The 17951-nt window shown below is 55.0% G+C and carries 20 protein-coding genes; 5 read left to right on the top strand and 15 right to left on the bottom strand.

Annotated elements, in window-relative coordinates; all coding sequences use genetic code 11:
* Positions 1 to 46: 46 nt before the first annotated feature.
* Positions 47 to 685: a phosphatidylglycerophosphatase C gene (gene yfhb, locus NR201_RS15320; RefSeq protein WP_010257641.1), complete on the bottom strand. Its 639-nt coding sequence runs from the start codon at positions 683 to 685 to the stop codon at positions 47 to 49.
* A 154-nt stretch (positions 686 to 839) separates the two neighbouring features.
* On the opposite strand from yfhb, the gene NR201_RS15315 reads away from it, so the two are divergent.
* Both NR201_RS15315 and NR201_RS15310 read left to right on the top strand, forming a co-directional pair.
* Entirely contained in the window at positions 840 to 1679 is an 840-nt protein-coding gene (locus NR201_RS15315; protein WP_010257643.1) for a MurR/RpiR family transcriptional regulator, read from the top strand.
* A 55-nt stretch (positions 1680 to 1734) separates the two neighbouring features.
* Positions 1735 to 1983, top strand: coding sequence for a YfhL family 4Fe-4S dicluster ferredoxin (locus NR201_RS15310; RefSeq protein ID WP_010671305.1), 249 nt, complete (start codon positions 1735 to 1737; stop codon positions 1981 to 1983).
* Here NR201_RS15310 and acpS read toward each other — a convergent pair.
* From acpS to rpoE, 11 genes are all read right to left on the bottom strand, one after another.
* Positions 1980 to 2360: a holo-ACP synthase gene (gene acpS / locus NR201_RS15305; RefSeq protein ID WP_010257645.1), complete on the bottom strand. Its 381-nt coding sequence runs from the start codon at positions 2358 to 2360 to the stop codon at positions 1980 to 1982. The two genes, NR201_RS15310 and acpS, sit on opposite strands and share 4 nt — an antisense overlap.
* A complete protein-coding gene (pdxJ, locus tag NR201_RS15300) occupies positions 2360 to 3091 on the bottom strand; it encodes a pyridoxine 5'-phosphate synthase (RefSeq protein ID WP_228312493.1) in 732 nt (243 codons plus the stop codon). Before pdxJ ends, acpS begins: the two co-directional genes overlap by 1 nt.
* Positions 3092 to 3163: 72 nt before the next feature.
* On the bottom strand, positions 3164 to 3892 hold the full coding sequence (recO, locus tag NR201_RS15295) for a DNA repair protein RecO (RefSeq protein WP_010257651.1): 729 nt from the start codon (positions 3890 to 3892) through the stop codon (positions 3164 to 3166).
* A gap of 4 nt (positions 3893 to 3896) precedes the next feature.
* Positions 3897 to 4802 (bottom strand): GTPase Era, encoded by a 906-nt coding sequence (gene era / locus NR201_RS15290; protein ID WP_010257653.1) that lies wholly within the window; start codon positions 4800 to 4802, stop codon positions 3897 to 3899.
* Between the two features lie 142 nt (positions 4803 to 4944).
* Positions 4945 to 5625, bottom strand: coding sequence for a ribonuclease III (gene rnc, locus NR201_RS15285; protein ID WP_010257656.1), 681 nt, complete (start codon positions 5623 to 5625; stop codon positions 4945 to 4947).
* A 131-nt stretch (positions 5626 to 5756) separates the two neighbouring features.
* A complete protein-coding gene (lepB, locus tag NR201_RS15280) occupies positions 5757 to 6731 on the bottom strand; it encodes a signal peptidase I (RefSeq protein ID WP_010257658.1) in 975 nt (324 codons plus the stop codon).
* Between the two features lie 9 nt (positions 6732 to 6740).
* Positions 6741 to 8540 carry a translation elongation factor 4 gene (gene lepA / locus NR201_RS15275; protein WP_010257661.1) on the bottom strand — a complete coding sequence of 600 codons (1800 nt, stop codon included), beginning with the start codon at positions 8538 to 8540 and terminating at the stop codon, positions 6741 to 6743.
* 218 nt (positions 8541 to 8758) lie between these two features.
* The gene (gene rseC / locus NR201_RS15270; RefSeq protein ID WP_010257664.1) at positions 8759 to 9223 is read right to left on the bottom strand and encodes a SoxR-reducing system protein RseC; all 465 of its coding nucleotides are present in this window, start codon (positions 9221 to 9223) and stop codon (positions 8759 to 8761) included.
* Positions 9220 to 10176 (bottom strand): sigma-E factor regulatory protein RseB, encoded by a 957-nt coding sequence (gene rseB / locus NR201_RS15265; RefSeq protein ID WP_010257666.1) that lies wholly within the window; start codon positions 10174 to 10176, stop codon positions 9220 to 9222. Before rseB ends, rseC begins: the two co-directional genes overlap by 4 nt.
* A complete protein-coding gene (gene rseA / locus NR201_RS15260) occupies positions 10176 to 10829 on the bottom strand; it encodes an anti-sigma-E factor RseA (protein WP_010257667.1) in 654 nt (217 codons plus the stop codon). Before rseA ends, rseB begins: the two co-directional genes overlap by 1 nt.
* 27 nt (positions 10830 to 10856) lie before the next feature.
* The gene (gene rpoE, locus NR201_RS15255; RefSeq protein ID WP_010257669.1) at positions 10857 to 11435 is read right to left on the bottom strand and encodes an RNA polymerase sigma factor RpoE; all 579 of its coding nucleotides are present in this window, start codon (positions 11433 to 11435) and stop codon (positions 10857 to 10859) included.
* A 414-nt stretch (positions 11436 to 11849) separates the two neighbouring features.
* Between rpoE and nadB the strand changes: the two genes are divergently transcribed.
* The gene (gene nadB / locus NR201_RS15250; protein ID WP_010671303.1) at positions 11850 to 13469 is read left to right on the top strand and encodes an L-aspartate oxidase; all 1620 of its coding nucleotides are present in this window, start codon (positions 11850 to 11852) and stop codon (positions 13467 to 13469) included.
* On the opposite strand, the gene NR201_RS15245 is transcribed toward nadB, so the two are convergent.
* Positions 13454 to 14203: a tRNA1(Val) (adenine(37)-N6)-methyltransferase gene (locus NR201_RS15245; protein WP_010257673.1), complete on the bottom strand. Its 750-nt coding sequence runs from the start codon at positions 14201 to 14203 to the stop codon at positions 13454 to 13456. The two genes, nadB and NR201_RS15245, sit on opposite strands and share 16 nt — an antisense overlap.
* Positions 14204 to 14368: 165 nt before the next feature.
* Between NR201_RS15245 and srmB the strand changes: the two genes are divergently transcribed.
* The gene (gene srmB, locus NR201_RS15240; RefSeq protein WP_010257676.1) at positions 14369 to 15697 is read left to right on the top strand and encodes an ATP-dependent RNA helicase SrmB; all 1329 of its coding nucleotides are present in this window, start codon (positions 14369 to 14371) and stop codon (positions 15695 to 15697) included.
* A 217-nt stretch (positions 15698 to 15914) separates the two neighbouring features.
* Here srmB and grcA read toward each other — a convergent pair whose 3' ends face one another.
* Complete coding sequence (gene grcA, locus NR201_RS15235) at positions 15915 to 16298, bottom strand: autonomous glycyl radical cofactor GrcA (RefSeq protein ID WP_010672180.1); 384 nt, start codon at positions 16296 to 16298, stop codon at positions 15915 to 15917.
* A gap of 242 nt (positions 16299 to 16540) precedes the next feature.
* On the opposite strand from grcA, the gene ung reads away from it, so the two are divergent.
* Entirely contained in the window at positions 16541 to 17221 is a 681-nt protein-coding gene (gene ung / locus NR201_RS15230; protein ID WP_256849941.1) for a uracil-DNA glycosylase, read from the top strand.
* Positions 17222 to 17280: 59 nt separating this feature from the next.
* Here ung and grpE read toward each other — a convergent pair whose 3' ends face one another.
* A complete protein-coding gene (gene grpE / locus NR201_RS15225; protein WP_010257683.1) occupies positions 17281 to 17862 on the bottom strand; it encodes a nucleotide exchange factor GrpE in 582 nt (193 codons plus the stop codon).
* Positions 17863 to 17951 lie beyond the last annotated feature (89 nt).

Raw genomic sequence — 17951 nt, 5'->3', positions numbered from 1 at the left:
ACAGAAAAGCGGCGCATTATAGCGGTCTCACCGATCCTTTAGAAACTTATTCCAGCTGTTGCAGCTCACCTGCGGGTGTTACGCGCCAGCGATGCTGACAGAAAAACAGCAGCGGGTTATCCTGTTTGCTGTCGCTATAGCCGCTGTAGAGCTGTAGCGGCGTGCCGATTTTCTCTTCCAGCTGTGCCACTTTCTCATGGCCGAGGCAGCGCATTGCCAGTACCCGCCCGCCCCAGCCGCGCTGCATCTGACTGGCAATCAGCTTCACGCGTGGCAGAAACGCGGAGTCGTAATAGACCTGCTCCACCAGAGACTGTGGCGATCCGGTGATGAGCCAGACGTCAGCATCATCACTGCCGAGATAATCGGTCAGGCGCTGCTGAACCACCGGAAAGGCTTTAACGCGCAGGCGGAACCACTGCGCAAATTCGGCTTCGAGTTGCAGCAGCGTCCGCTCAGAACGACCAAAAGTAATAGACCAGAGCAGCAGGCTCATGGGCCAGCGTGCCGCCCGGCCTTTAAACAGCAAGCCGATACCCACTACCGGCAATAACGGCACCACCAGCAGCAGATTAAGCGGGCGGCGACGCAGCAGATAGCGCATAAAAGTGCCGAACATGTCCTGCTGGTGCAAAGTGCCATCCAGGTCAAAAAATACGACGCGACGTTGTGTTCCCCTGGTCAAACAACTCTCCTTCAGGCTGATTCTGGAATGATAAAGAGTAGTGTAGCCATCATCAGGCGCTACGGCGATGACTGTCATTTTTAATTCCGATGACTACAATGCCTGATGAATAGTTTATTCTTCACAGATTATCCCTGAATTACGAGGATTGGGCATGAGTTCATTGCTGCGCATTCGCCAGCTTTATCCACGTCTGGCATTGAACGAGCGTCGGCTGGCTGATTTTTTACTGTCGCAACCCGATCGGGCGCGCCACCTGAGTTCGCAAAAGCTGGCGGAAGAGTCTGGCGTCAGCCAGTCGAGCGTAGTGAAGTTTGCTCAGAAACTGGGATACAAAGGTTTTCCGGCGCTTAAGCTGGCTCTGAGTGAGTCACTGGCGGACAAAGATGCCATTACCGTGCATAACCATATCCTCAGCGACGATCCCCTTAAAATGGTGGGCGAGAAGCTGCTGACGGAGAAACTCTCGGCGATCCGCGCCACGCTGGATATCAACAGCGAAGAGAAGCTCAACGATGTGTTGCAGCTGCTGAAAAATGCCCGGCGTATTTTACTTGTGGGCATCGGCGCTTCGGGTCTGGTGGCGAAGGACTTCTCCTGGAAGCTGATGAAGATCGGCATTAATGCGGTGGCGGAGCAGGATATGCACGCCCTGCTGGCCAGCGTGCAGGCGATGGGGCCCGGCGATGTGCTGCTCGCCATCTCTTACACCGGTGAACGACGGGAGATCAATCTGGCCGCGCAGGAGGCGGTTCAGGTAGGCGCCGATGTGGTGGCGTTTACCGGCTTTACGCCGAATACGCTGCAGCAGAGCGCCAGTTACTGTCTCTATACGGTGGCGGAAGAGCAGAGTACCCGCAGCGCGGCCATCTCCTCGACCACGGCGCAGCTGGCCCTGACCGATCTGCTGTTTATGGCGCTGGTGCAAAACGATCCGGAACGCGCGTCCAGTCATATTCGCCACAGCGAAGCGCTGGTGAAAAAGCTGGTCTGATCAGCGGCAGCGCGTATAATACCCGCGCTTTCTCTGTTGTTATCAGGTGGGTAAAATGGCGCTGTTGATTACGTCCAGATGCATTAACTGCGATATGTGTGAACCGGAGTGCCCGAACCAGGCCATTTCACTGGGCGATGCGATCTATGAGATTGATGTCAGCCGCTGCACGGAATGTGTCGGGCATTATGAGACGCCAACCTGTCAGCAGGTATGCCCCATCGACAACACCATCATCATTGACCCACAGCACACCGAATCACGTGATGCGCTGTGGGAGAAGTTCGTGCTGCTGCACGGCTAGCTTTCAATGATCACCGTGGCGCAGGCGTAGTGACGCTCATCGGCCAGCGTCACGTGAACGTGTTTAACGCCCAGCCTCTCCGCCACTTCAGCGGCATGCTGAAAGAAGCGTAATCCCGGTTTTCCCAGCGCATCGTTGTAAACTTCAAACTGATTAAACGCCAGACCACCGCGAATACCGGTGCCAAAGGCTTTTGCTGCCGCCTCTTTTACCGCAAAGCGTTTAGAGAGAAAGCGCACCGGCTGCTTGTGCGCCTGATATTGCTGCCATTCGGCTTCGCTCAGCACCCGCCGTGCCAGCCGGTCGCCGGAGCGCTCTATCACCCCGGCGATACGTTCAATCTCAACGATGTCCGTACCCAGTCCCAGAATAGCCATCAGCGACGGGCTTCACGCAGCAGCTGCTTCATCTCTTTCACCGCATCCGGCAGGCCACTCATCACCGCGCGGCCAATAATCGCATGGCCGATATTCAGCTCATGCATTTCCGGCAGCGCCGCAATCGGCAGCACGTTGTGGTAGGTCAGACCGTGACCGGCATTGACCTTCAGTCCCAGGCTGGCGGCAAAGCTCGCGGCGTGACGGATACGCGCCAGCTCCGCGTCTCGCGCCAGTCCCTCTGGTGCTTCGGCGTAAGCGCCGGTATGAATTTCGATGTAAGGCGCGCCGCTGGCCACGGCCGCTTCAATCTGACGGTGATCGGCATCGATAAACAGCGAAACCAGAATGCCTGCGTCACTCAGCAGTCGTACGGCTGCGTTCATCTTCTCCTGCTGCCCCGCCACATCCAGCCCGCCTTCAGTGGTCACTTCCTGACGCTTTTCCGGCACCAGGCAGCAGAAGTGGGGCTGAATATCACAGGCGATGCCGATCATCTCATCGGTGACCGCCATCTCCAGATTCATCCGCGTCTGGATGGTGTCACGCAGGATACGCACGTCGCGATCAGTGATGTGACGGCGATCTTCGCGCAGGTGCACGGTAATACCGTCTGCGCCCGCCTGCTCGGCGATAAACGCCGCCTGTACCGGATCGGGATAGTTTGTCCCACGGGCGTTACGCACCGTGGCAATGTGATCGATATTGACGCCTAACAGCAACTCAGCCATGACCATCCTCACTTCTTATTCATCGTGATGTTGAGTGTACCGCGCAAAGTGAAACAGGCGGTACGACCCGCGCTATTCTTCTGCCTGTTCAGGCTTTTTCTTCGGGATAAACTGGCGGAACAGCTCCTGACTCTTCAGCGGCTTGCCACCAAGATAGGGCTTCAGGGCGATGCGGGTAAACCGCTTCGCGGCGCGCAGGGTGTCGGCATCGGGAAACTCTCGCTCGCACAGGGCGCGCAACTCGCGGCCGGTAAAGCTGCGCTGATTGACCACCAGGCTGGCAATAAAGCCGCGCTCTTCGCGGTAGCTGTACGTCATGTTGTCGCTGACCGGCTCGCCGCTGCCGGCACAGTGCAGGAAATCGACGCCATAACCCAGGTGACCGAGCAGCGCCAGTTCAAAACGTCGCAGTGCCGGTTCGGGCTTGCCGTGCGTTGAGGCTAATGCCTGAAGGCAGTTGAGATAGTCGAAGAAGAGTTCTGAGAAGGGGAATTCCTGCTGCAATACGCGAGAGACCAGCTCATTGACGTAGAGACCGCAGTAGAGCGTGATGCCGCTGAGCGGTAAAGCCAGCGACACCGCCTCGGCATTGCGCAGGGTTTTGACTTCCCCGCGCCCGCTCCAGCGAACCAGCAGCGGGGTAAAAGGCTGTAACGCCCCCTTCAGCTGCGAGCGCCGCGAACGTGCGCCCTTGGCCAGAACCCGCACCCGCCCTTCGCTTTCGCTGAACAGGTCGAGCAGCAGACTGGTTTCGCTGAAGGGGCGACTATGCAGCACAAAGGCGCGTTGCCAGCCTTCCATTGAATCAGAGATCGTCTGTATAACCCAGGCTGCGCAGCGCACGTTCGTCATCTGCCCAGCCGGATTTCACTTTCACCCACAGTTCGAGATGCACTTTCGCTTCGAACATCTCTTCCATGTCTCTGCGCGCTTCTGTTCCGATGACTTTGATTTTGGCGCCTTTGTTGCCAATCACCATCTTCTTCTGCCCTTCGCGCTCAACCAGAATCAGACCGTGAATGTCGTAACCGCCACGTTCGTTGGTCACGAAGCGCTCGATCTCAACCGTAACGGAGTAAGGCAGTTCAGCCCCCAGGAAGCGCATCAGTTTTTCACGGATCATCTCTGACGCCATGAAACGCTGTGAGCGGTCGGTGATGTAATCTTCCGGGAAGTGATGATCGGCCTGCGGCAGATGCTTGCGGGTAATCGCCGCAATGGTATCGACGTTTTTGCCGCTTTCAGCGGAAATAGGCACGATATCGAGGAAGTTCATCTGCTGGCTCAGGAACTGCAGATGCGGCAGCAGAATGCTTTTATCCTGGATGTTATCGACCTTATTGATCGCCAGCACCACCGGCACTTTATTGTCGCGCAGTTTGCCCAATACCATCTCATCATCGGGCGTCCAGCGGGTGCCTTCAACCACGAAGATCACCAGTTCTACGTCGCCAATAGAACTGCTGGCTGCGCGGTTCATCAGACGGTTAATGGCGCGCTTCTCTTCCATGTGCAGACCGGGAGTATCGACGTAGATCGCCTGATATTCGCCTTCGGTATGAATGCCCATGATGCGGTGGCGCGTGGTTTGCGGCTTACGCGAGGTGATCGACACCTTCTGCCCCAGCAACTGGTTCAGTAAGGTGGATTTACCGACGTTTGGTCGGCCAACAATCGCGACAAAGCCGCAATAAGTAACGTTTTCGCTCATTCGAGTCCTGAATTGTTCAGCGCCTGATGCGGCGCCGAAAGAGTGCTATTTGAGTCATGTGTCATTCAGCGTCTTCTGACGCCGGGATAGAGTGTCAGGTTAATGGTTCAGTGCCGGTTCCGGCACTGTCATCCCGACAGATCTATTCAAGACCTAATTTTATCAGTGCCTGTTCAGCCGCTGCCTGCTCAGCTTTACGACGGCTGGAGCCGACGCCGACAACCGGCTCGGCCATGCCACTCACCTGACAGTGAATGGTGAATTCCTGATCGTGGGCTTCGCCACGTACCTGTACTACCAGATAACTTGGCAGCGGCAGATGACGTCCCTGCAGATACTCCTGCAGGCGCGTTTTCGGATCTTTTTGTTTGTCGCCAGGACTGATTTCGTCGAGGCGGGTCTGATACCAGTCGAGGATCAGCTGCTCTACCCGCTCAATACTGCTGTCGAGGAAGATACCGCCAATCAGCGCTTCCACCGTATCCGCCAGGATCGATTCACGACGGAAACCGCCGCTTTTCAGCTCACCGGGTCCCAGGCGCAGGCACTCGCCAAGATCAAATTCGCGAGCCATTTCAGCCAGCGTGTTGCCCCGCACCAGCGTGGCGCGCATGCGGCTCATGTCACCTTCATCAACCCGCGGGAAGCGGTGATAAAGGGCATTAGCAATCACATAGCTAAGAATAGAATCGCCAAGAAATTCCAGGCGTTCGTTGTGCTTACTGCTGGCGCTGCGGTGAGTCAGGGCCTGCTGTAACAGTTCCGAATGAGTAAAAGTGTAGCCCAGTTTGCGCTGAAGCTTGTTAATCAGGATGGGGTTCATGCGATTCCAGTTCTTTGTTGCGTCTGTGACTCTGCATACCAAACGGGGCTGGTAATCCAACACGTTCCGTTTGGTGTGCAGTGGCCTCCCTGAGGAGGCCACCCGATTTGCCTGTTAATCAGACAATAATGTTAGTGGATACCACCGATGCGACTGAATCGCACGCCGGTTGGCCACTGGCCTTCTTGTTTCTCAAAGCTCATCCAGATAGCGACCGCTTTACCGACCAGATTACGCTCCGGGACAAAGCCCCAGTAACGGCTGTCGGCGCTGTTATCACGGTTGTCGCCCATCATGAAGTATTGCCCTTTCGGCACGACCCAGCTCGCCTGCGGCTGACCCGGCTGCTGATAATACATGCCTGCCTGACTCTGCGCTTCGTTTACCAGCAGAATGTCATGCGTCACGTTACCGATTGTCTCTTTGCGGGTTCCCAGGCGCAAACCACCGCGCAGGGTATCGCCCTGCGGCACCTGATAAAAACCGTTGCCGGTTTCGTTGCCATCAAAGCCGCTAAAGGTCTGAACAAAGTTGCTTGGCTCAACGTCGGTGTAAGTTACCGCTAACGCTGTGTCACAGGCTTTATCATCGGAGCAGGTCGGTTTCACCGTCAGCGTTTTGCTGTAAGGATCATAAATGACTTTGTCGCCCGGCAGGCCGATAACGCGCTTAATGTAATCCAGGCTCGGATCTTTCGGGTATTTAAATACCGCGATATCGCCGCGCTTCGGCTGACCGGTTGGGATCAGCGTCGTCTGGGTGATCGGATCCTTGATGCCGTAAGCAAACTTCTCCACCAGGATAAAGTCACCAATCAGCAGTGTCGGCATCATCGAGCCAGAGGGAATCTGGAACGGTTCGTAGATAAACGAACGCACGATGAAAACCACGGCCAGCACCGGAAACACAGACGCGGTGGTTTCAACCCAGCCTGGCTTTGCAGCGACCTTCGCCAGCGTTTTGCTGTCGAGCGCGTTACCGGTCTGGGCCTGAGCCTCAGCCTGTTTCGCGCGACGCGCGGGTGCCCATTTAAAACGATCAATTACCCATACGATGCCAGTAATCAGCGTCGCTATCGCCAGAATCAGGGCGAACATATTAGCCATTGGAAATCCTTATTTGCTGTCCTTACCGACATGCAGAATGGCGAGGAACGCTTCCTGTGGCAGCTCAACGTTACCAACCTGCTTCATTCGCTTCTTACCATCTTTCTGCTTCTGCAACAGTTTCTTCTTACGGCTGACGTCACCGCCATAACACTTGGCGAGAACGTTTTTACGCAGCTGTTTCACCGTTGAACGCGCGATAATGTGGTTGCCGATGGCAGCCTGAATCGCAATATCAAACTGCTGACGCGGGATGAGCTCTTTCATTTTCTCAACCAGATCGCGTCCGCGATAAGGCGCGTTGTCACGGTGAGTAATCAGCGCCAGCGCATCCACACGCTCAGAGTTAATCAGTACGTCGACGCGTACCATGTCTGAAGGCTGGAAACGTTTAAAGTTGTAATCCAGCGAGGCATAACCGCGCGAAGTTGATTTCAGACGGTCAAAGAAGTCGAGTACCACTTCAGCCATCGGAATTTCGTAAGTCAGTGCCACCTGATTGCCGTGGTAAACCATGTTGGTCTGCACGCCACGCTTCTCAATACAGAGCGTGATGACGTTGCCCAGATACTCCTGTGGCAGCAGCATGTGACATTCGGCAATCGGTTCACGCAGCTCTTCGATATTGTTCAGTGCCGGCAGCTTGGATGGGCTGTCGACATGAACGATTTCGCCGCTGGTCGTCACGACTTCATACACCACCGTCGGTGCGGTAGTGATCAGATCGAGATCGTATTCGCGCTCCAGACGCTCCTGGATGATCTCCATGTGCAGCAGACCGAGGAAGCCGCAGCGGAAACCAAAGCCCAGCGCCGTTGAGCTTTCTGGCTCATAAAACAGCGAGGCGTCGTTCAGGCTCAGCTTACCGAGCGCATCACGGAACGCTTCATAGTCGTCAGAGCTGATTGGGAACAGACCAGCGTAAACCTGTGGCTTCACTTTTTTAAAGCCTGGCAGCGCTTTGTCTGCCGGGTTACGTGCGGTAGTCAGCGTATCGCCCACGGGTGCGCCGAGGATATCTTTGATGGCGCAGACCAGCCAGCCTACTTCACCGCAGTTCAGCTCATTACGATCAACCCGTTTCGGGGTGAAGATACCCAGGCGGTCAGCGTTATAAACCTGACCGGTGCTCAGGACTTTGATCTTGTCGCCTTTGCGCATGGTGCCGTTTTTCACGCGCACCAGGGAAACAACACCCAGGTAGTTATCGAACCAGGAGTCGATAATCAGTGCCTGCAGCGGCGCTTCCGGATCGCCTTCTGGCGGCGGAATGTCGCGCACTAAGCGTTCCAGCACTTCCGGAACGCCGACGCCGGTTTTAGCTGAGCAGCGCACCGCGTCAGTTGCATCAATGCCGACGATATCTTCAATTTCCTGCGCGGCGCGATCGGGATCGGCAGCGGGCAGGTCAATTTTGTTCAGAACCGGCACCACTTCCAGATCCATCTCCATCGCGGTGTAGCAGTTCGCCAGTGTCTGCGCTTCAACACCCTGACCGGCATCCACCACCAGCAGCGCACCTTCGCAGGCGGCCAGTGAGCGGGAAACTTCATAAGAGAAGTCTACATGTCCTGGGGTATCGATGAAATTGAGCTGGTAAGTTTGGCCGTCTTTCGCGTGGTAATCGAGTGTGACGCTCTGTGCTTTGATGGTGATGCCACGCTCGCGCTCCAGATCCATAGAGTCAAGAACCTGCGCAGCCATTTCACGAGCGGTGAGGCCGCCGCAAATCTGAATCAGGCGGTCAGAGAGCGTAGATTTGCCATGGTCGATATGAGCGATGATGGAGAAATTTCTTATGTGCTTCATTTATTGGGATATCTTCGCTTAAAATTCAGTTGAAAACCTGAGCACAGACACATTCAGGAAGATCGCTCTTTACCCACAATCCTGTCAGCCTCATTAATGACGACGCATATTACACTGTTAACGCCGCGCATAAAAGAATGGAACGTGGTGGAAGCGAAACAGATATCTGCGCGAGGCAGAACAGACAAAGGCCGCGGGATGCGCGGCCTGGACGTGCGTTACGCTTCGCTTTCAACACGCAGCGCATCGGGAGGCAAGGCGATGTTCAGAATGACCGGCTGAAAGGCTTCTCGATCGCCGAATTTCATTGAAACGCCTTTGGCGACAATAAAACCCCCGATACCGCCCAGCAGCGCACCGCAGGCGGCGGCCAGATCGCTGCTGAACAGCGCCTGAAACAGCCCGGAAACCAGGAACAGGCCAAACAGCGGCGTCATGTAGACCAGCAACGCTGAACCCAGCAGGCTGCTCTCTTTGATACCAAGTTCGATCCGCTGCCCCGGCTGCAGCGGCTTGCTGCTGGCGATTTGCATCACGTGGGCATTCTTCGGACCGAGCTTATTCAGCATATGGCTGCCGCAGCCTTTACGCGCCTGGCAGCTGTTGCAGGAGGTTTTTGCTTCAGTGTGCAGCGTGGCGATGCCATCCTGCCATGCCACCACGGTGGCCCATTCTCTCATCATTTTTGTGACCCCAGGTCGATGCTGTCCGCAATACGTTTTGCGGTCGAGGGCGGTAATTCGCCGATCACCGCTATTTCGTTATTATTGCGCACAACGGTCTGTACCGTACGACGCCCAGTGCGCAATGTCTGCGTTGTGCTGGTTTTATCGGCCGGCGTCACGTTGATAGCGAAACTAAACAGGCCATCACTGTAGAGCTTCGATTCCATATTTTTATTCAGACCGGGTAGCGTGCGGCGATTCTGCGACACCAGCGACATACCGGCAGGTATCCAGCCTGGCTGCCAGGTGAGCGTGACCGCATCCCCTTTCGGCACCGAAAGCGACGGAGGCAGATTGGCTTTCTCCAGCCCCTGCATCAGATTACGCACCCCTTCGTCCACCGCAAAGCTGATGACGCGGAACTGCTCCAGCGTTTCGCCATCACGATCGAGCAGGTCGATGCGCAGCGGCAGCTTGGTGTCCACATCCAGCCAGACCACATAGCTGTAACGGGTGCCATCGCGTGAAACGATGCGCAACACATCACACATCTGATCGGCAATGCGCGAGCGGCCCACGGTAATAAAATCATAGGCTGTGGCGAGCTTGGTGAAGTCAGCAAAAATTACCGACGGTAAAGCATCGATAATGTGATTGCCGGGGAGCGAAAAGGGATCGAGGCCGGGTTCGAAGTAACTAATATCGTTGCCGCGCTGGATCACTTCCCGACGTGGCCCGTCCATCTGCAACAGCTGCGCGAATATCCGGTTATCGATTACAGCATGACGATAACGCAGCGATTCGATGCCGATGCGGGAAACGTTGATATAGGCGAATTCGTAGTTGAGGTTCTGACTTGCCTGCTCCATCTGCTGCAATAGCGCCCCGGACGCAGAAGGTTGCGCCGGGGCGGCAGATGACCACAACAGGCTGCCTGTCAGCAGGCTAACAGCATACCAAAGCGGCTTCATTACTGCTGTTGCTGTCCTAATGATTGATTTCCGGGAACATCAACCTGCGCCTGTTTTGGCGCAGTGGTTTCAAACTGCAGCTGGTCAGCGTGCAGGCGACGTTGCAGTTCGTAATCCTGCAGCATGGCATTTACGCGACGACGCTGGTCCTGAACCTGCTGGTTAGAACTGTTGGTGTCAAATGCATCAGACGGCACGCCCAGGCTCACCGGAGACGCTTTGCCCATCATCGGCATCGTATTGAACACCGGAGAGTCAGAGGTCTGCGTGGCGCTGCCCTCTGGCTGGTTATAGTGCTGAACGCCTACGATCACGGCCAGTGAAACACAGGCAGCGACACCGACCTGGGTCAGTTGCGCAGCCCACGGGCGCGCTTTTTTCCAGAACGGCATTTTTTCCCAGCGGGAAGGTTCTGGCTGAGCTTCAGGGATCAACGTTGTAACCGTACGCAACGGTTCTTTTTCGATGGCAGCAGCGACGCGCGCAGAAATATCAAAATGCAGGACATCGCCCACATCACCGCGCATGGTATCGCGAATGAGATGATAGCTTGCCCAGCTTTTCTGTAATTCTGCGTCCTTAGACAAGGCGGAAAACAGCTCGTTATCTAAGGTCTCACCATCCATTAAAGCGGAAAGTTTTTCTTTCTGCATGCCTATGTACCCTTCCAGTAGCCGTTATCACTGACGTTGGATAAGCGGTTGAACTTTGTTATCAATGGCCTCTCGCGCACGAAAGATACGTGATCGAACAGTGCCTACCGGGCAATCCATAATGACGGCGATCTCTTCATAACTCAGACCGTCCAGTTCCCTGAGGGTGATTGCCATACGCAAGTCCTCGGGTAGCGCCTCGATGGTACGAAAGACAATTTGTTTCAATTCTTCTGACAACATTAAGTTCTCAGGGTTCGAAATTTCTTTTAATGCACCCGCACTTTCGAAATTTTCTGCGTCAATAGCATCCACATCGCTGGATGGCGGACGACGCCCCTGAGCAACCAGGTAATTTTTCGCTGTATTTACCGCAATGCGGTACAGCCAGGTATAAAACGCGCTATCGCCCCGGAATGAATCCAGTGCGCGATACGCTTTAATAAACGATTCCTGTACTACATCAGGTACGTCGCCCGAGGGAACATAGCGTGAAACCAGGCTCGCCACTTTATGCTGGTAACGAATCACCAGTAAGTTGAAAGCTTTTTGATCTCCCTTCTGTACGCGCTCGACAAGGACCTGGTCCGTCAACTGCTCGCTCATCCGAGGTAATGTCTCCCCAAATTTTTCATACGCATAAAGTAACTGCCAGCACATCTCATGGTTCTGAGCAAGCATGCGCTTAGAGTTGTGATGTGGTGCGAAGTTCACTTCTCGCCCTGATATTTACCGCTCCGATGGACATTACACAGGTTCTTCGTTTTCGTTCAGTGTAAGGAGCGTAAATCGCAGGCAGAGTAACCTATGACAACAGCTTTTTCATCATTAAATCCTTTAGGTTTAATAAGTTTGCTATAAAAAACCCCGCCAAAAGCAGCCAGGTTTTAACTCACTGATATTAAGTAACTTTGGGAAATCATCAGACAAAAACCTGCGCCAGATGTTTAAAATACTTCACAGCAACCCCTATTGCGCTTATGCTCAGCCCTATTCTTGTTTAGTAAATTAAACATTATGATGAATGCGAACCCGGATTATCAGTGTGATGTACTCATTGTGGGCAGCGGTGCTGCTGGCCTGTCGCTGGCGTTGCGGCTGGCAAAACAGTATCAGGTGACAGTTCTCAGTAAAGCGCAGGTCAATGAGGGGTCAACCCTTTACGCCCAGGGCGGTATTGCTGCGGTATTTGATGAGACTGACAGTATCGAGTCGCACATCGAAGATACGCTGATTGCCGGAGCAGGATTATGCGACCGTGAAGCCGTCTCGTTTATCGCCAGTAATGCCCGGCATTGCGTGCAGTGGCTGATCGACAACGGTGTCGCTTTTGATCTCGATCCGCAGGCGGCCGGCGACATGCGTTATCACCTGACGCGGGAAGGCGGCCACAGTCATCGCCGTATCCTGCACAGCGCTGACGCCACCGGCCACGCGGTTGAAACGACGCTGGTAAGCCAGGCGTTGAGCCATCCCAACATCCGGATTCTGGAACGCACCAACGCGGTCGATCTGATTCTTTCAGATAAAATCGGCCTGCCAGGCCCACGCCGTGTAGTAGGCGCGTGGATCTGGAACCGTAATCGCGAACAGGTGGAAACCTGTCGGGCACGGGCCGTGGTGGTTGCAACCGGTGGTGCCGCCAAGGTCTATCAATATACGACTAACCCCGACATCGCCTCCGGTGACGGGATCGCAATGGCCTGGCGTGCCGGCTGCCGGGTTGCCAATCTGGAATTTAATCAGTTCCACCCGACCTGCCTGTTTCATCCGCAGGCGCAGAATTTCCTGTTAACCGAAGCGTTACGCGGAGAAGGTGCCTGGCTGTTGCGTCCCGATGGCAGCCGTTTCATGCCCGATTTCGATGAGCGTGCCGAACTCGCCCCGCGCGATATCGTCGCCCGGGCCATCGATCATGAGATGAAGCGGCTGGGCGTTGACTGTATGTATCTGGACATCAGCCACCAGCCTGAGGAGTTTGTTCGCGCGCACTTCCCGATGATCTATGAGAAGTTGCTGACCTTTGGCTTTGACCTCACCAAAGAACCCATCCCGATTGTGCCTGCCGCGCACTATACCTGTGGCGGCGTAGTCGTTGATCAGCATGGCCAGACCGACGTGAGTGGCCTCTATGCCATCGGTGAGGTGAGTTATACCGGCCTGCATGGCGCTAACCGCATGGCATCCAATTCGCTACTGGAGTGTCTGGTTTATGGCTGGTCAGCCGCAGAGGAGCTGATTCGCACCCTGCCCGCCATCGAAGCCGTTACTGCGCTACCCGCATGGGATGAAAGTCAGGTTGATGACGCCGATGAACGCGTGGTGATCCAGCATAACTGGCACGAGCTGCGGTTATTCATGTGGGATTACATGGGAATCGTCCGCACGACCCGCCGACTGGAGCGGGCGCTGCGCCGCATCAACCTGCTTCAGCAGGAGATCGATGAATATTATCGTCATTTCCGCCTCTCTAATAACCTGCTGGAGCTACGGAATCTGGTGCAGGTCGCTGACCTGATGGTGCGCTGTGCGCTGGAGCGAAAAGAGAGTCGCGGCCTGCACTATATCCGCGACTACCCGGATTTACTGCCCGAGGCGCGGCCAACCATCCTGACGCCGCCGGACTACATAAAAAGGTAGAACTCCCGCGTCAGGCTACACCACTCATCAGAATAGCGGGTGTCCGGCGTGCGGATAGCAAGGCGCTCCAGCAGGGTTTCACCGGCCTGCGGCGACAGCCCCAGCAGGACGCGGTGCGGCGGACGATGGGCATATTCCGCCACGTCCAGCCGGAAACGCAGGTGCCAGCCATCCGCCTGCGCCAGGGCGATGAATTCCTGGCCGGTCGCGGTGGGCAGCACCACGCAGAACATCCCCTCTTCTTCAATCAATAATGCAGCGCTGCGTAGCAGTGTCTGATGATCGAGCGAGGCCGTGGCTCGGGCGCTGTCCCGTGCCGCAGTCGAACAGGCCACGCCAGGCGCAAAATAAGGCGGATTGCTGACGATTAGCGAGTAACGTTTATCGCACTGTTCAGCCCAGTCGGCGATATCACGCTGATGAACCTGAATACGTTCAGGCCACGGCGACTGCTGCACATTCTCCTGCGCCTGAAGCGCGGCTTGCGGTTCTAACTCAACCGCATCGATGTTGACCGGCGACGGCGTACGCTGCGCCAGCATCAGCGCGATAAGCCCGCTGCCGCTGCCAATATCCAGAATACGTTTTACCCCGGCAACCGGCGCCCAGGCCCCAAGCAGAATGGCATCGGTGCCCACTTTCATCGCACAGCGATCGTGCGCGACAAAAAATTGTTTAAAGGTAAAACCGTTCTTGTTTAACTGTGGCCGTTCACGCGGCTTATCCTGCATCATTCGTCACTACCATCGTTTTTTTCCTGCCGTACGGCAGCGCATGAGTGTAACGTGACAACAGAGGGAATTCACGCGGCAGACAACCCCAGGCGCAGCCGAAACGGATTAACAGATGAAGATTCAGTCTGATCTGTCTATAATCAGCGCCCCAAACTGAGGTAGACCATGACAGTAACCACATTTTCCGAACTCGAACTCGACGAAAGCCTGCTACAAGCGTTGCAGGAAAAAGGCTTTACGCGCCCAACAGTGATCCAGGCTGCTGCAATTCCGCCCGCGCTGGAGGGCCGTGACGTTCTGGGTTCGGCACCTACAGGGACCGGGAAAACCGCCGCGTATCTGTTACCGGCGTTGCAGCACCTCCTTGATTTTCCGCGTAAGAAATCTGGCCCGCCACGCATCCTGATTGTGACCCCGACCCGCGAACTGGCGATGCAGGTCGCCGATCATGCGCGTGAGCTGGCGAAACATACCCATCTGGACATCGCCACCATCACTGGCGGCGTGGCCTATATGAACCATGCCGAAGTGTTCAGCGAAAACCAGGACATCGTGGTCGCCACCACCGGCCGTCTGCTGCAGTACATCAAAGAAGAGAACTTTGACTGCCGCGCAGTAGAAACCCTGGTGCTGGATGAAGCGGACCGCATGCTCGATATGGGCTTTGCCCAGGATATCGAAACCATCGCGGCTGAAACGCGCTGGCGCAAGCAAACCCTGCTGTTCTCCGCCACGCTGGAAGGCGACAATATTCGTGACTTCGCCGAGCGTCTGCTGAACGATCCGGTTGAGCTGGAAGCGGACCCAAGCCGCCGTGAGCGCAAAAAGATCCAGCAGTGGTACTACCGCGCTGACGATCTGCAGCACAAAACCAAATTACTGATCCATCTGCTGAAACAGCCGGATGTGACGCGCAGCATCGTGTTCGTGCGTAAGCGTGAACGTCTGCATGAGCTGGTGAGCTGGCTGCACGAAGCGGGGATTCGTAGCAGCTATCTTGAAGGCGAAATGGTGCAGGCGAAGCGTAACGAAGCGATTAAACGTCTGAGTGAAGGCCGCGTTAACGTGCTGGTTGCGACGGATATCGCCGCGCGCGGCATTGACGTTGAAGATGTCAGTCATGTCTTCAACTATGACATGACGCGCACCGCTGATACCTATCTGCACCGCATCGGGCGTACCGGTCGTGCGGGCCGTAAAGGTATCGCCATCTCACTGGTTGAAGCGCACGATTTCGTGCTGCTGGGCAAAATCACCCGCTATGTGAACGAGCCGATCAAAGCACGCGTGATTGATGAGCTTCGTCCTGAGACGCGGGCGCCAAGTGCCAAAACGACCGGTAAACCGTCGAAAAAGGTTCTGGCGAAGCGTGCAGAGCAGAAAGCCAGTGAAACAGAAAAACCGCGTGTGAAAAAACGCCATCGTGATGCCAAAAATGTCGGCAAACGCCGCAAGGCAAGCGGCAGTACGCCAGCTAACGAGAATGCGGAATAAATCATCGCAAGCATAAAAAAATCGCCTCACAGGAGGCGATTTTTTTTATCTGATAATCAGTAACAGCCCTTTCACAATCTTTTATCTGCCAGAGCGCTTTCTTCATGATACTGGCATCAGCGTGCCGGGCAGTTAACTGTTTATCTTATTCATAATATTAATAAAAATTGCTGTGTGCGCTTTGCGCTAATTTTCAGCAACCGATAACTCAGGCTGCTTAAAGACTTTCAGTAAAGGTACGGGTAATGACGTCGCGCTGCTGCTCAGGTGTCAGTGAGTTAAAACGCACGGCATAGCCTGAAACGCGGATGGTCAGCTGCGGATAGTTTTCAGGATGTTTAACTGCATCTTCCAGCGTTTCGCGGCGCAGAACGTTGACGTTCAGATGCTGTCCACCTTCAACACGTACCTGTGGTTTGATTTCAACCGGCACTTCGCGGTAAGCGAATTCGCCCAGTTCGCTGATGGCGACAACCTGATCTTCTTCGTAGCCCGCTTTTGCACACAAGCAACGCGCTTCGGCTTTCTCTTCGTCCAGCAGCCAGAAGGAGTTCAGTAGTTGTGAATTGTTTGATTGAGTGATCTGGATACCAGTGATCATGATTGCGTCTCCCGGGTAATACGTGGATAAATCAAACTTGAGGCCCCGGTATATCACCTTTGATTTCGGACAGCTTTGACCTGTATCAATATTAATCAGGCATTCCGACCGCTTTTAAGCTAACCCGTTGATCTCAATACCGCTGCCACCTAAACTTAATTTGTATTATTCAAATTATTTTTGCCTTCAGGTCAGCGGCAGGAACCGCTAAGCTTATGGCACTAACGTTAAGGGAGTTAAACATGGCTGAAAAGCTGACCTGGCACGACGTGCTGGCTGAAGAGAAAGAGAAACCCTATTTTATCGAGACGCTGAAGCAGGTCGTCGATCAACGCGCCGCAGGTGTCACGGTCTATCCGCCGCAGAAAGATGTCTTCAACGCCTTTCGCCTGACGGAACTGGGCGACGTCAACGTCGTGATACTCGGTCAGGATCCCTATCACGGGCCTCATCAGGCGCACGGCCTGGCCTTCTCGGTACTGCCCGGCGTCCAGGTGCCGCCCTCTCTGCAGAATATCTATAAAGAGCTGATGCAGGATATTCCAGGCTTTCAGAAGCCCAGTCACGGCTTTCTTGAAAGCTGGGCAAAACAGGGCGTGATGTTGCTGAACACGGTGTTGACGGTTGAGGCGGGCAAAGCGCATTCCCATGCGCGATTTGGCTGGGAGACCTTTACGGATAATGTGATTGCGGCGATTAACCAGCACTGTGAAGGGGTGATTTTTCTGCTGTGGGGTTCACATGCGCAGAAGAAAGGCAGCATTATCGATCGACAGCGCCATCACGTGTTGCAGGCACCGCATCCCTCGCCGCTCTCCGCGCACCGTGGCTTTTTCGGCTGCAAACACTTTTCAACAACCAATGAGCTGCTGAGCGCTGCCGGTAAAAAGCCGGTGGACTGGACGCCGGTTTTACCGGACTAACGCCAGAAAGCACACGGCCGCGTCAGTGCGCGGCCGTGTAACGGGATTCAGGCGTTGAATCAGCTTTTCGCTTTGGAAACCGCAACCATCGCAGGGCGCAGCAGGCGGCCATTCAGCGTATAGCCACGCTGCATCACCAGCATGACATGGTTTGGCTCAAACTCTTCAGACTCCATCATCGACATCGCCTGATGCACTTCCGGGTTAAACGGCACGCCGGTTTCGCCGACCACTTCAACACCGAATTTACGCACGGCGCCCAGCAGGCCTTTCAGGGTCAGTTCAATCCCTTCAATCATTGAAGCCAGCTGTGGGTCCTCTTTGTTCGCGACTTCCAGCGCACGTTCCAGACTGTCGATTACCGGCAGCAGTTCGTTGGCAAACTTCTCAAGCGCAAATTTGTGCGCCTTCTCAACGTCCATCTCGGCACGACGACGAATGTTCTCAATCTCTGCCTGCGCACGCAGCTGGGCATCGCGCACACCGGTCTGTGACTGCGCTAATTCAGCTTCGAGCTGAGCAATACGCTCATCACGCGGATCCACCTCTGCCGCTGTCTCCGCTTCCTGAGGTTGCTGCTGATCCTGCTGAATTTCGTCTGAGACTTGCTCGTTTGGGGTGTTCTGTTCTTTACTACTCATGAATTTCTCCGCGTTTTGCACATTCATTTCGCTGGTTGGCTTATTATGGGGATTGGTATGACGGATTCAAGGGAACCTATCACATTGCC

The sequence above is a fragment of the Pantoea sp. Fr-CA_6 genome (assembly GCF_024520895.1).
In the GTDB taxonomy this organism is placed as follows: Bacteria; Pseudomonadota; Gammaproteobacteria; order Enterobacterales; family Enterobacteriaceae; genus Pantoea; species Pantoea agglomerans.
Note: the sequence above shows the minus strand (reverse complement) of the source record. Positions and strands in the feature narration are given on the sequence as shown.